This is a genomic window from Streptomyces sp. TG1A-60 (assembly GCF_037201975.1).
In the GTDB taxonomy this organism is placed as follows: Bacteria; Actinomycetota; Actinomycetes; order Streptomycetales; family Streptomycetaceae; genus Streptomyces.
The window spans coordinates 3,707,294-3,720,103 of the sequence record NZ_CP147520.1 but is presented as its reverse complement, the minus strand read 5'-3'; the positions used below and the strand labels follow the sequence as shown (position 1 = coordinate 3,720,103).

Genomic DNA, 12,810 nt, shown 5'->3' with positions numbered 1-12,810 from the left:
GGCGAAGACAAGGTTCCCCGAATCGCGCAGCAGCGTTCCGCCAGGTCATCCAAGTATCTGCGGCGGGGTGGACGTGGGGCGTCCCGTCCGATGGAGCACACGATGACCAGGAACCGTCGCAGCAAGGCTGAGGTTCACGCCCACCAGGCAGCCACAGGAGTGGCGTATCTGGTGGCCCGCCGACAGATCGCTGCCTTGGCTGAGGTGATGCAGCAGCATCCGCGGCTCAACTCCTTCGGCATCGGCGTTTTCGATCCCCTTCGCAAGACGGCCGAGCAGCGCCGGACCGACCTCGCCGCCGGCCGCGAGGAGTTGGGCGGAAGCGTGGCCATGGTGATGGAGACGGCCGAGTGGCTGCGCGAGAACGTCACGCCGATCAAGACCCCTGCCGCCAGCAGCTACAGCGTGAAACACGTGATGGAGCGGGCAACCGGCAGGTACGTCACCAATGGCGAGTTCATTGCCGCCGCTCTCGTCGCTGGCTACACCTTCAAGTACGCGCAGCCGAATGTGCTGTTCGGAATGAGCGCCCGGGACCTGAAGCGGATGAACTGAGAGCCCCAGCAGGGATCCCTCCGGCCGTCTAAGCGGGCCTCGACGGGGCTTGGTCTTCTAGTGCCGGATCAGGCAATGTTTGCCCTGTCGACGACGGCGGGAGTGTTCAATGATCGGCGGATCCGATGATCAAGGAGACGCCAGATGAGCGACACGGCCATCGAGCAGATACCGGGCGGCGAGCCCGCGGCGGTGAGTGACGAGCAGTTGGTTGCGATGCTCGTGGATCGGGCCCGGTCGGAGGGCCTGCAGCTGACGGGGGAGGGCGGGCTGCTCCAGCAGCTGACCAAGCGGGTGCTGGAGTCCGCCCTGGGGGGGCGAGATCACCGATCACCTCGGATACGAGAAGCACGACGCCGAGGGCCGGGGCAGCGGCAACAGCCGCAACGGGACCCGGGCGAAGACGGTGCTGACCGATGTCGGCCCGGTCGAGGTCAAGGTCCCCCGGGACGTGGCCGGGACGTTCGAGCCGGCCATCGTCAAGAAGCGGCAGCGGCGCCTGTCCGGGGTGGACGAAATGGTGCTGTCGCTGTCCGCGAAGGGCCTGACGCACGGGGAAATCTCCGCACATCTGGCCGAGGTCTACGGCGCGAGCGTGTCCAAGGCGACCATCTCCACGATCACCGACAAGGTGATGGACGGGATGGCGGAATGGTCCAACCGCCCCCTGGACCGCGTCTATCCGGTGTTGTTCGTCGATGCGATCAACGTGAAGATCCGGGTTCTGTCGACGATCTTGTGATCCGGACGGTTGAACGGGTCGTGCCGACTGTTCGCGATCATGCATCGCGTGCTCTCGTGATGTGCTCTTGGAGCTGTTTCCGCACCTGTCCGCGCTGCTGATCGAGGAGGTCGAACGACGGCCGGAAAAGGTGGTGTTGAGGACGCGGGTGCGGGCCACGACTGGGGCCTGCCGGTGCGGCCAGAGGTCGTCTCGGGTGCACGGTCGGTACGTACGGAGGTTGCGCGATGTCGCCGTTGGCGGGCTCGGCGTGGTGATCGAGTTGTGCGTGCGCCGATTCCGCTGCGAGAACCCTGACTGCACAGCGGTGACGTTCGCCGAACAGATCGCGGGGCTGACCACCCCGCACAGTCGCTATGGCCCGCTGCTGCGTGGGGTGTTAACGCGGGTCGGGCTGGCGCTGGCCGGCAGGGCAGGAGTCCGACTCGCGGCCGCGGCCGGTATCACCGTGGGCAAGGACACGCTGCTGCGGCTGGTCAGAGCCCTGCCCGACCCGGAGATCGGCCAGGTGGAGGTACTCGGTGTCGACGACTTCGCCTTCCGTAAAGGCCGCCACTACGGCACTGTGCTCATCGACATGGCCACCCACCGTCCACTGCACCTCTACGACGGACGTGAGGGAGAGGACCTGGCTGCCTGGCTCCGCGGTCACCCTGAGGTGAAGGTCATCTGCCGTGACCGTTCCGGCGGATACGCGGAAGGTGCACGGGCCGGGGCACCGCAGGCCGAGCAGGTCGCTGATCGCTATCACCTGTGGGCCAACCTCGGACAGGCGGTCGAGAAGTCGGTGAACGCCCATCGTTCCCGCCTGACCGAACCAGTTCCCGCAACTGACGGTAACTCCGATGCCCTGGAGGCGGAGCCCGAGAAGGTCCAGCCATCGACGGAGCTGAAGATCGTGACTCGATTGCGTGAGCAGCATGCCGCCGCCCACGAACTGTGGGAGAAGGGCATGTCCAAGGCGGCGATCGGCCGGAAACTCGGGCTGCACCAAGCCACCGTCCGCAAGCTGGTCAACGCCCGCTCCGCGGACGAAGTCGTCGCCAAGAGCCTGCAACGGGCGCATATCGTCGATCCGTACGTCGGCCACCTGCACCGGCGCTGGAACGAAGGTGTCAGAAACGCCGCCCAGCTCTACCGCGAGATCCAACAACTGGGCTATCCAGGTGGCGAGTTGGCCGTCCAGCGTCATCTGCGGCGCTACCGAACCGGGCGCGGACATGCACCCGTCCCCGGCCCCAAGCCGCCATCGGTCCGCGAGGTCACCTCCTGGATCATGACCCACCCCGAGCACCTGCGGGACGAGGACGCCGACAAGCTCCACCGCCTACGCAAACGGGATCCCGAGCTCGACCGGCTCACCCTCCACGTCAGGAAGTTCGCCGCGATGATGACCGGACGCCACGGCGACCGCCTCGAAGACTGGATCACCAACGCTGAGCAAGACACGCTGACCCCGCTCGCGGGCTTCGCCCGCAACCTCCGCCGCGACTTCGACGCCGTCCGCAACGGACTGTCCCTGCCACACAGTTCCGGCACCGTCGAAGGCAACATCAACCGGCTGAAGATGCTGAAACGCCAGATGTTCGGCAGGGCCAGCCTCGATCTCCTACGCAAACGCGTCCTACTCGCACGGTGAGTCTGAACCGTCCGGATCACAAGATCGTCGACAGAACCAAGATCCGGGACGGGCAGGTGGCGAACCGTCCGATCTACGTCGTCATGGCCGTGACCGCCGAGGGCCACCGCGACATCCTGGGGATCTGGGCAGGCGACGGGGGCGAGGGCGCGAAGTACTGGCTGAGCGTGTTCACGGACCTGAAGAACAGGGGCGTCGACGATGTCCTGATGCTGGTCTGCGACGGACTGAAGGGCCTGCCCGAGGCGGTGGAGGCCGTCTGGCCTCGAACGATTGTGCAGACCTGCGTCGTTCACCTGCTGCGGAACTCCTTCCGGCACGCGGCCCGCCAGGACTGGGACAAGATCGCCAAGGCGTTGAAGCCCGTCTACACGGCACCGAACGAGAACGCCGCGACCGAGCGGTTCAGCGAGTTCCAGGAAGCCTGGGGCAAGAAGTACCCGGCGGTCATCCGGCTCTGGGAGAACGCCTGGGCCGAGTTCGTGCCCTTCCTCTCCTTCGACGTCGAGATCCGCAAGGTCATCTGCTCGACGAATGCGATCGAGTCCGTCAACGCCCGCATCCGCAAGGCCGTTCGCGCCCGCGGCCACTTTCCCAACGAGGCCGCGGCCATGAAGTGCGTCTACATGGCGCTGATGAGCCTGGACCCGACCGGCAAGGGCCGCAAGCGATGGACCATGCGCTGGAAGGCGCCCCTGAACGCCTTCCAGATCGCCTTCGAAGGCCGGCTCACCCCGGCCGCCAACTGACCCCTACAAAAACTGGATCAGCCGTCTACTGGACACACCCGCCCGAGCCGTGTCGCTCACCTTGACCGCCTCCGAGCGCCACGGCTCAAGAAGATGGCCTACGGTCACAAGACCCCGCATCAAGCCCGGCAGCGCGCAACAATCGTGCTGCTGGCTGCCCGTGAGGGTTCCAATGCGCGGATATCCGAGCAGACGCGGCTGCATGTGGACACGGTGCGCACCTGGCGGGGCAGGTTCGCCACCGGTGGCCTGCCCGCCCTCGCCGACCGCAAGCGGTCCGGTCGGCCGGCCTCGTTCACCGCGTTACAGGTCGCGGAGGTCAAGGCGCTGGCCTGTCAGTTACCCGCCGAGACCGGGACCCCGCTGTCGCGCTGGTCGTGTCCGGAGCTGGCCCGGGAGGTGGTCGACCGGTCCATCGCCGGGTCGATCTCCACTTCCACCGTGCGGCGCTGGCTCAAGCAGGATGCGCTCAAGCCGTGGCAGTACCAGTCCTGGATCTTCGTGCGCGACCCCGCCTTCCGGCCCAAGGCGGCGCGCGTGCTGGACCTGTACGCCCGCACCTTCGACGGCACCCCACTGGGCGCGGACGAGTACGTGATCTCCGCGGACGAGAAGACTTCCATCCAGGCGCGCTGCCGCTGCCACCCGACCCTGGCACCCGGGCAGGCCCGGGCGATGCGCGTCAACCACGAATACGACCGCGGCGGCGCGTTGGCCTACCTGGCCGCCTACGACGTCCACCGCGCCCGTGCCTTCGGCCGCTGCGAACCCAAGACCGGCATCGTGCCGTTCATGAAGCTGGTCAGCCAGGTCATGACCACCGAACCCTACGCCAGTGCCAGACGCGTCTTCTGGATCGTCGACAACGGCTCCTCCCACCGGGGAAGAAGGCCATAGACCGCCTCACCAGGGCATTTCCGAACGCTGCCATGGTCCACACCCCCGTGCACGCCTCCTGGACGAACCAGATCGAGATCTTCTTCTCGATCGTCCAACGCAAGGTCGTCTCGCCCAATGACTTCACCGACCTCAGCGAGGTCCGGGATCGGCTCCGAGCATTCGAAGACCGCTACAACGCCACGGCACAGCCGTTCCAGTGGAGGTTCACCACCTCCGACCTGGACGAACTGCTGGTCCGGCTCGACCGACACGCAATCCGTCGGCAGGAAGAATCCTCCGCCCGTTCCGCTGCGTCATCAACCCCCGAAGGACTTCGAGCGTCGACCACTAAGGGCGGTTGAGGCGGGCGGGCATGGTGTTCCCGGCCGACTACAGGGCTGGATTCGCGAACGCGCAGGTCCGAGTGCCCTCAGCCGCCGCACTTCAGACGACCTCACCCCCACCCCGTGGGAGAACCCGACCAAGATCTTCTCTCAGATCTCTCCCAGCGCGGGGCAGTACTGGCGTCCTGCGATGGGCTCGGACTGCGGTGCAGCTCAGCCCAGAGGGGCCAAGTGAGTCACAGGCTGTCCGTCGTACGCAACCAGGCCGGGCAGCCGGCTCTTCAGCCAGGGCCGCTCCAGTCGAATGGGAAGTACTTGCTCGATTTGCCGGAGCGTTCCCAGGAGAAGCCGAATGCGTCGGCGCGGTCGACGGTGGCCCGGCCCCACGTGGCGATCTGGCCCGGCCCCACTTCGGCGCCCGGGGCGTTGTGGACCTGGACGCGTGCGCTGTTCGGGGTGGTCGGGCCGGTGAGAGCCTCGGCGGTCGCCGTGACACGGCCTGGGATCTCGGCTCGCCAGGTGGCAAGGTCCTCGTCGATCTCCACGTGGATGGGGGCGATGTCCATGCCACGCATCTCGGGGTGGAACATCTCCCCGAACTGTGCTGGCCATCCGCCCGCCTCACCGCCGAAGACGGCCCCGAGTGCAGCCCGCTGCTGGTCGTCGGCGCGTTCGTCGAGGAAGACCGCGGCATACGGATCGGTATGCGTGCCGGCCCACGGGTTGCCCTCGAAGGAGCCGAGCATCAGGACGTTGAGATCGTCGAGCTGTACGTCGCCGAAGTTGCCTTCCCGGATGTGCCAGACCAGTACGCCTTCGCAGTCACCGTAGGTCGGGGGCTGCGCGAACGTGCAGGGGCAGGGTATGGCGCACTTGCACACGTCGAACCAGTCGCCGGCCAGGTGCCAGCGCGTAACGGTGGTGGTCTGTTCTGTCATCTCGCTTCTCTCCTGCCGGGCCCGAAAGAGCTCACTCGGAATGGCGAGACCGCGTATCCCGAGCCCGCTCCCGGGATCGGGAGAGTGGCCTCCCCTCCAGCTTGCACCTCACGTCCCGGTCTGGAAACCGGTCCGCGTCGGCAATCGCTTCTGTGGTGGGCAGCGGCGCCGAGCCGCTCATCGAGCGGACCCACCTCTGACGAGTCGGCGGGAGCGCCAGGGAACTGACCTGGCACGTATAGGGGTGATCACATGCCGTCCATTGACGGCATCGAGCCCTGCAGCCCCGGCAGCAGCCAGTCCTGAAACGGGGCGAGCAGGGCCAGGACGAGGAAGGCGACGCCCACGACGCTGGTGAGAAGCAAGCCCCGGGACCACAGCTTCTCCATGAAGATCACCAAGGCCAGTCCGGCCATCGCCGCCACGTTCATCACGCCGAGCGGGATGAGGACGACCATCAGTCCGGCGCAGCAGCCGACACAGTAGGCGCCGTGGTGGACACCCACCCGCAGGTCGCGGGCCGGTCGCCGGAAGCCGGCATAGCGCACCAGATGGCTCAGAGGGTCGCGGCAGTGCCGTAGGCAGACGTGCTTGAGGGGACCGAGTTGGTAGAGGCCAGCCAGCAGGAAGGCGATCGAGCCGATCCAGCGTCCGGCGGTCGGATGGTCGTCCACCAAGCCGCCGGTAAAGGCCAGGGCCGCGTAGGCGAGCAGTCCGAAGGCCGTCCACACCAACAGATATCCGCCCACGAACTCGATGGAGCGGGCGGCCCGGGTCCAGCCCGAGGACTGCCGTCCGATGCCTCGCACCCAGGTGATGGCCACCGGCGCCATGGACGGCAGCATCATGGCCGCCATCATCGTCACCCAGAGCAGCAGGAACAGGGGCAGCGCCATCCCCATGGTGCCGGGCTCGACCCCCATGTCCTGGGCCTGTCCGATCGTCAGCGCCCAGGCGGGCACCGCGATCAGGACGACGAGGAACCAGGCGGCCGCAAGATCTCGCGTGGGCAGCAACCCCCCGCCCGCTCCGGTGGGGGCGGGCGACCGGGTGGGTACGAAGGCGGAAGTCCGGCTGCGACGCATCGGTGTTGCCTCCTGTGGCTGCTTCCAGAACAGCACACGTGTACCTGCGACGCGACCTGGCCCAGGCGGTCCTTATGGCCGGTCGGATTCGCGAACGCGCAGGCCCGAGCCACTTGAGCCGACGTGCCTCGGTCGGCTCAGGCACTGACCCTCTGGGAGAAGCCGACCAAGATCTTCTCCTGGTTTTCTCCCAAACGATCTCCAGGCAAGCAGGAAGGGCATGATCCTCAACGAGGATCATGCCCTTGCCCTGATGTTTCTCTGTCGGGGTGGCGGGATTTGAACCCACGACCTCTTCGTCCCGAACGAAGCGCGCTGCCAAGCTGCGCTACACCCCGATTGTCGCTGCCTGTCGCGGCGACGTCGCTTACTTTAGCCCACGGGTGGCTGGAGACGAAATCCGGTTTTCCGGCGGCGGTCGAGGCGGTCGAGGCGGTCGAGGCGGCCCCGGCGAGGGTGTACGGGGTCGGGGCGCAGGTGGTCGACGGCGACGAGGAGGAGGGCGAGGGCGTAGAAGGCGAGGCCCAGGAGGAGGGCGTTGCCGAGGACGCTCTTGTAGCCGTGACGGTCGACGTCCAGGAACGGGTAGAGGTACGGCGTGGGCCAGTCGGGGGCCAGCAGGGCGGCCCGGCCCAGCGTGAACGCCAGGAACGCCATCGGGTACAGCAGCCAGGCCGCCGCGTGGCCCAGGCGTGGCGGGGACGGGCGGGTCAGGAGAAGCCAGTCCGCGACCACCGCGAGGGGGAGCGCCGTGTGGAAGGCCAGGTTCGTTGTCGCTTGCCAGCCGGTGGGGTCGGCTGCGGCACCCGACGGCGCCAGCGTCATGGAGAAGGCTGCCGGGTCCTTTGTCAGAAGCACGTGGTACACCAGGACCGTGATCATGGCGTACAGGACCGTGCCGCTCGTCACCAGGGGCGGCAGGGGGCGGCGAGCCGACCATGCGCGGCGGGAGGTGACGGCGAAGACCAGTGCCACCAGGGCCGTGCTCTGGACCGAGAAATGGCTGAAGGCGCGCAGGGGGCTGCCCAGCTCCATCTCGATCACCACGGCCGCTGCCGCCGCCAGCGCGACCAGGGCGCGGTATGCCGCTGTCAATGGGCGTCGTGCCGGTGCCACCACCGCCGCAGTGGGCACGGCGGACGTCACCGGCGCGGGGATGCCCGAGAGCGCGGGCAGATCGGGGATGTCCCTGGGTATCGGTGAGGTCATGCGCTCACGCTAAGACGACCCGCCGAAACGGGCTATCCGGGATGATCCGCACGGAGGGTGTCGAGAGGAAGTTCCTCGGGTGCGACCCACACCCCCGTCGGGCCGCTCCACCCCTCAGCACCCCTGGCAGGGCGGCCCCGCACCCGCCCCGCCCCCGCACGAACGTCCCCCGCCCCCGGCGAGAGCCCTACCCCTCCCGCCCCACCAACGTCAGCAGCGAAGCCTCCGGCGGGCAAGCGAACCTCACCGGTGTGTAGCGGTTCGTCCCGCAGCCGGCTGAGACGTGCAGGTACGCCGTGTGGCCGTCGGCCGTATGCGTGGAGAGGCCCTTCACGCGGTCCGTGTCGAGGTCGCAGTTGGTGACGAGGGCGCCGTAGAACGGGATACAGAGCTGGCCGCCGTGGGTGTGGCCGGCGAGGATGAGGGGGTAGCCGTCTGCGGTGAACGCGTCGAGGGAGCGCAGGTAGGGGGCGTGGACGACGCCCAGGGAGAGGTCGGCGGAGTCGGACGGGCCGCCGGCCACGTGGGCGTAGCGGTCGCGCTTGATGTGTGGGTCGTCGACGCCGGTGAGCTCGATCGACATGCCCTCGATCTTCAGCGTGCCGCGGGTGTTGGTGAGGTTGAGCCAGCCCGCCCCGTCGAAGCCGTCCCTCAGGTCCTCCCACGGGTTGTGGATGGCGCCGACCACCGGCCTGTTGCCGTTCAGACCGTGGCGGCCATGGGCCTTCTCCAGGAGATACCGGGCGGGGTTGCGCAGCCTCGGGCCGTAGTAGTCGTTCGAGCCGAAGACGTACGCCCCCGGGAACTCCATCAGCGGGCCCAGTGCGTCCAGCACCTCCGGGACACCCTCGGGGTCGGAGAGGTTGTCCCCGGTGTTGATCACGAAGTCGGGGCGCAGCCCGGCCAGAGAACGCAGCCAGCGCTGCTTCTTGCGCTGTCCGCTCACCATGTGGATGTCGGAGACCTGGAGTATGCGCAGAGGGCGCACGCCCGGTGGCAGCACCGGCACCGTCAACCGCCGCAGCCGGAAGGAGCGGGCCTCGAAACCCGCCGCGTACAACACACCGGCGGCACCGGCCGCCGCCATCCCCAGAGGTACTCCGTATCGCGCTCGCATGTCTCCATCGTGTCAGACCACGCCGAGCCCGGGCGAAGGCCTGTGGAGAACCACCGGCCACCACCGGCGAACGTCAACTCACCCTGTGGACAACCGACTCCGGCTCCACCCCTCAGTCCCGCCCCGCTCCGCGCACACCGGCGAAATCAAGGCGCGCTTCCCGCGCCACACCTGCGACAATCGACGTCATGACCACGCTCAAGTCGAAGCTGCAGGAAGACCTCAACGCCGCGATCAAGGAGCGCGATGGGCTCCGCTCCTCGACGCTCCGGCTGACGCTCACCGCGATCACCAAGGAGGAGGTCGCGGGCAAGGAGAAGCGCGAGCTCTCCGACGACGAGGTGCTCAAGGTGATCACCAAGGAGGCGAAGAAGCGCCGCGAGGCCGCGGACGCCTTCGCCCAGGGCGGTCGTCCCGAGTCGGCGGAGCGGGAGAAGGCGGAGGGAGAGATCCTCGCCGAGTACCTGCCCAAGCAGTTGTCCGACGAGGAGCTGAAGCAGATCGTCGTCCAGGCCGTCGAGGAGGCGCGGGCAGCCGGCGCCGAGGGTCCGCGAGCGATGGGCCAGGTCATGAAGATCGTCAACCCGAAGGTGGCCGGTCTGGCCGAGGGGGGCCGCGTCGCCGCCGTCGTCAAGCAGCAGCTCGCGGGGGGCTGATCGCCCCTCCCCGGCAGGCCACGGCGGTACGGGCACCTCCCAGCGATACGGCGGTGGCGGCGCCCCTCTTTCGGGGGAGCGCCGCCACCGCCGTATCCGTGCAGACGTCAGCATCTTCAGCACCCTCAGTGCCTCAGCAGGAACTCAGCACCCGTAGCACCTCAGCACTTCAGCACTTCAGTGCCTCCGGCGAGTGTCACCCGAAGCCGCCACCGTTGCCGTTCCCGTTGTTCCCGCCGTTCGACTGGCCGCGGATCCAGCCCTCCGGGATCGAGAACTCCGGGGTCGGGAAGGTGCCGCCGACGGTGCCGCCGAAGAACCCGTCATCGCCGTTGCCGTTGTCGTCTTCGTTCCCCCCGTTGCCGTTGTCGTCGTTCCCACGGCCGGGGTCCGCCGGACGGTCGTCGGGGATGCGGACGTAGTTGAAGTCGGGGCCGGGCTTGCCCTCCAGCGCGCCGGACATCATGTCGCGCCAGATCGGGCCCGGGACCTGGCCGCCGAAGACCTTGCTGTGCCACTCGCCGCCGATGGTGATGTTCACCATGCGGCGCTTGTGCGCGGGGTCACCGACCCAGACGGCGCCGGCCATGTTCGGGGTGTAGCCGACGAACCAGGCCGCGTAACGGAAGTCCGTCGTACCCGTCTTACCGGCGCTGGCGCGGCTGCCGAGGCCGGCCTCCGTACCCGTACCGTCCTCGACCACGCCCCTGAGCAGGGTGTTGATGGTGTCGGCGGTGTTCTCGGACATCGCGCGCGAGCACGTCGACTTCGGCACTTCCAGCGACTTCGACTTCCCGCCGACCCGCTGGGTGATGGACTCGATGGCGACCGGCGTGCAGTACATCCCGCGCGAGGCGAAGGTCGCGTACGCGTTCGCCATGGTCAGCGGGGACATCTCCTGGGTGCCCAGCGCGATCGACGGGTTCTGGCCGATCTTGCCGCCGTCGGCCCGCTCGACGCCCATCTTCCCGGCCATCTTCGTCACGGGGCAGATGCCGATGTCCGCGATCATCTGCACGAAGTAGGTGTTGACCGACAGCGCGGTCGCCTTCTTCATCGAGTACGGGCCGACCTCGGACTCGTTCTCGTTGGTGAGCTTCGTACCGTCGGTGTTCACCCAGTTCTTGCCGCCGCAGACCGAGATCGGGCTCGGGTACTCCATCTCGTACGGCGCGGAGTACGACTTTGTCGGGGACATGCCGTCCTCGAGTGCGGCCGCGGCGACGAACGGTTTGAACGTCGAACCGGGCTGGTAGCCCGCGCCCCCGCCCATGGACTCGTCGACCGAGAGGTTGATCGACGTCTCGTTCTTCTTGGTGTCGAGCCCGTACGGCCTCGACTGGCCCATGGCGAGGATCTCGCCCGTGCCGGGTTCCACGATGGTGGCGGCGGTGGCCACGTCGTCCGTCTGGTTGACGTGCCGCTTCACGGAGGTCTGGACCGACTTCTGGGCCTGCGGGTCCATCGTCGTCCGGATCGTCAGACCGCCCTGGTTCCAGATCTTGGCCCGGTCCTCCTTGGTCTTGCCGAAGACCGGGTCGTTCAGGAACACCTCTCGCACGTAGTCGCAGAAGAAGCCCGCGCCCTTCACGGCCGTGATGCAGCCGTTCTTCGGCTTGCTGATGTCCAGGCCGAGCGGCTTCTTCCTGGCCTTGTCGGCCTCCGCCCGCGAGATGTCGCCGACCTCGGCCATGCGCTGCAGCACGATGTTGCGCCGCTCCGTGGCCTCCTGCGGGTCGTTGACCGGGTCGTACCGGCTGGGCGACTGCACGATGCCGGCGAGGAGTGCGGCCTCCTCGACGTCCAGGTCCTTCGCGGACTTGGAGAAGTACCGCTGGGAGGCGGCCTCGACGCCGTAGGCCTGCTGGCCGAAGAACGTGATGTTCAGGTAGTTCTCAAGGATCTGCTTCTTGCTGAGTTCCTCTTCGAGCTGGATCGCGTACTTCAGCTCGCGGATCTTGCGGCCGATGGTCTGCTGGGTGGCTTGGGCGACCAGCGTCGGGTCGTCACCGGCCTCCTCCACCGCGACGTTCTTCACCAGCTGCTGCGTCAGTGTGGAAGCGCCCTCGGTGACGCCGCCGTCCTGGGCGTTCCGGTTGAGCGCGCGCAGCACGCCCTTCAGGTCGACCGCGCCGTGCTGGTAGAACCGGGCGTCCTCGATGGCGATGATCGCCTTCTGCATGTACGGCGAGATGGCCTTGAGGTCGACCACCGTACGGTCGCGGCTGTACACCGTGGCGATCGAGTCGCCCTTGCTGTCCAGGATGGTGGTGCGCTGACTCAGCGGCGGCTGCTTGAGGTTGGCCGGGAGCTCGTCGAATCCCTCGGCCGAACCCTTGGCAGCCAGACCCAGAGCGCCGATCGCGGGCAGCGCGATGCCCGCCATGACGGCTCCCGCGAGCACGCTGACACCGAGGAACTTGGCGGCCTGCTGTGTGGGGGACAGACCACCACCCGAGCGCTTGTTTGCCATGGAGGCAGCCTAATCCGTAGTGCTGGGCGTTCCGAAGGAGCAGGTGGGTCTGAAGGGTTTGGGTGCCGGATCGTGACATCCGCGCCGCTATGGGGCCGGCCGCCGACTTCGTGCTGCCCCGGCCCTCGGCGGACGCGTCGCATGGAGGCGGGCGGGAACACCGGCACGAGGGCGCGAGAAAGAAGGAACGTGAACGACTGTCTACGTTCTCAATCGCCGGACACGCGCGCAGGCCTTGGCCTAAGCTGCTCTCAACTGTCACAGCCATAGGCCCTTGTATCAAGTACGTCCGGCGAGCCCGAAACGTTCTGACGTTCTTTCGATTTTTTTCCGGATCCGTGTCCGAATCTGCCTCGTGTGTCATTCGGTGTCCGTTGTGACGCATGTCAACTGTCCCGTTCTGGCGGGATAGTCACCTATGTCC

At 67.5% G+C, this 12,810-nt stretch carries 10 protein-coding genes, 1 tRNA gene and 2 pseudogenes; 7 read left to right on the top strand and 6 right to left on the bottom strand.

Features of this window, described 5'->3' with window-relative positions; genetic code table 11:
* The first annotated feature begins 102 nt into the window (after positions 1-102).
* The 6 genes and pseudogenes from WBG99_RS15805 to WBG99_RS15780 all read left to right on the top strand — a co-directional run bounded on the left by WBG99_RS15805 (position 103) and on the right by WBG99_RS15780 (position 4,926).
* The gene (locus tag WBG99_RS15805; protein ID WP_338896920.1) at positions 103-555 is read left to right on the top strand and encodes a hypothetical protein; all 453 of its coding nucleotides are present in this window, start codon (positions 103-105) and stop codon (positions 553-555) included.
* 216 nt (positions 556-771) lie between these two features.
* Positions 772-1,276: pseudogene (locus tag WBG99_RS15800) on the top strand (transposase); the annotation flags it as partial.
* 82 nt (positions 1,277-1,358) lie between these two features.
* On the top strand, positions 1,359-2,936 hold the full coding sequence (locus tag WBG99_RS15795; protein ID WP_338896070.1) for an ISL3 family transposase: 1,578 nt from the start codon (positions 1,359-1,361) through the stop codon (positions 2,934-2,936).
* Positions 2,937-2,974: 38 nt separating this feature from the next.
* Positions 2,975-3,685 (top strand): annotated as a pseudogene (locus WBG99_RS15790) (IS256 family transposase); the annotation flags it as partial.
* A gap of 93 nt (positions 3,686-3,778) precedes the next feature.
* Positions 3,779-4,582, top strand: coding sequence for an IS630 family transposase (locus WBG99_RS15785; RefSeq protein ID WP_338896919.1), 804 nt, complete (start codon positions 3,779-3,781; stop codon positions 4,580-4,582).
* Positions 4,583-4,614: 32 nt separating this feature from the next.
* Complete coding sequence (locus WBG99_RS15780; RefSeq protein ID WP_338896918.1) at positions 4,615-4,926, top strand: hypothetical protein; 312 nt, start codon at positions 4,615-4,617, stop codon at positions 4,924-4,926.
* Positions 4,927-5,189: 263 nt separating this feature from the next.
* On the opposite strand, the gene WBG99_RS15775 is transcribed toward WBG99_RS15780, so the two are convergent.
* From WBG99_RS15775 to WBG99_RS15755, 5 genes are all read right to left on the bottom strand, one after another.
* On the bottom strand, positions 5,190-5,846 hold the full coding sequence (locus WBG99_RS15775) for a DUF1326 domain-containing protein (RefSeq protein WP_338896917.1): 657 nt from the start codon (positions 5,844-5,846) through the stop codon (positions 5,190-5,192).
* 248 nt (positions 5,847-6,094) lie between these two features.
* Positions 6,095-6,931, bottom strand: coding sequence for a DUF2182 domain-containing protein (locus tag WBG99_RS15770; protein ID WP_338896916.1), 837 nt, complete (start codon positions 6,929-6,931; stop codon positions 6,095-6,097).
* 264 nt (positions 6,932-7,195) lie between these two features.
* Positions 7,196-7,269, bottom strand: a tRNA-Pro gene (locus WBG99_RS15765).
* Between the two features lie 34 nt (positions 7,270-7,303).
* Complete coding sequence (locus WBG99_RS15760) at positions 7,304-8,140, bottom strand: Pr6Pr family membrane protein (RefSeq protein ID WP_338896915.1); 837 nt, start codon at positions 8,138-8,140, stop codon at positions 7,304-7,306.
* 187 nt (positions 8,141-8,327) lie between these two features.
* Positions 8,328-9,257, bottom strand: coding sequence for a metallophosphoesterase (locus WBG99_RS15755; protein WP_338896914.1), 930 nt, complete (start codon positions 9,255-9,257; stop codon positions 8,328-8,330).
* A 188-nt stretch (positions 9,258-9,445) separates the two neighbouring features.
* Between WBG99_RS15755 and WBG99_RS15750 the strand changes: the two genes are divergently transcribed.
* Complete coding sequence (locus WBG99_RS15750) at positions 9,446-9,913, top strand: GatB/YqeY domain-containing protein (protein ID WP_338896913.1); 468 nt, start codon at positions 9,446-9,448, stop codon at positions 9,911-9,913.
* 196 nt (positions 9,914-10,109) lie between these two features.
* Here the strand turns inward: WBG99_RS15750 and WBG99_RS15745 are convergent, their stop codons facing one another.
* Positions 10,110-12,386, bottom strand: a complete 2,277-nt coding sequence (locus WBG99_RS15745) for a transglycosylase domain-containing protein (RefSeq protein ID WP_338896912.1) — start codon at positions 12,384-12,386, stop codon at positions 10,110-10,112.
* Positions 12,387-12,810: the final 424 nt, after the last annotated feature.

Coding starts and splice junctions, on each gene's coding strand:
- WBG99_RS15770 (WP_338896916.1), bottom strand. CDS start 6,931: ATGCGTCGCAGCCGGACTTCCGCCTTCGTACCCACCCGGTCGCCCGCC.
- WBG99_RS15780 (WP_338896918.1), top strand. CDS start 4,615: ATGGTCCACACCCCCGTGCACGCCTCCTGGACGAACCAGATCGAGATC.
- WBG99_RS15745 (WP_338896912.1), bottom strand. CDS start 12,386: ATGGCAAACAAGCGCTCGGGTGGTGGTCTGTCCCCCACACAGCAGGCC.
- WBG99_RS15750 (WP_338896913.1), top strand. CDS start 9,446: ATGACCACGCTCAAGTCGAAGCTGCAGGAAGACCTCAACGCCGCGATC.
- WBG99_RS15775 (WP_338896917.1), bottom strand. CDS start 5,846: ATGACAGAACAGACCACCACCGTTACGCGCTGGCACCTGGCCGGCGAC.
- WBG99_RS15785 (WP_338896919.1), top strand. CDS start 3,779: ATGGCCTACGGTCACAAGACCCCGCATCAAGCCCGGCAGCGCGCAACA.
- WBG99_RS15760 (WP_338896915.1), bottom strand. CDS start 8,140: ATGACCTCACCGATACCCAGGGACATCCCCGATCTGCCCGCGCTCTCG.
- WBG99_RS15805 (WP_338896920.1), top strand. CDS start 103: ATGACCAGGAACCGTCGCAGCAAGGCTGAGGTTCACGCCCACCAGGCA.
- WBG99_RS15755 (WP_338896914.1), bottom strand. CDS start 9,257: ATGCGAGCGCGATACGGAGTACCTCTGGGGATGGCGGCGGCCGGTGCC.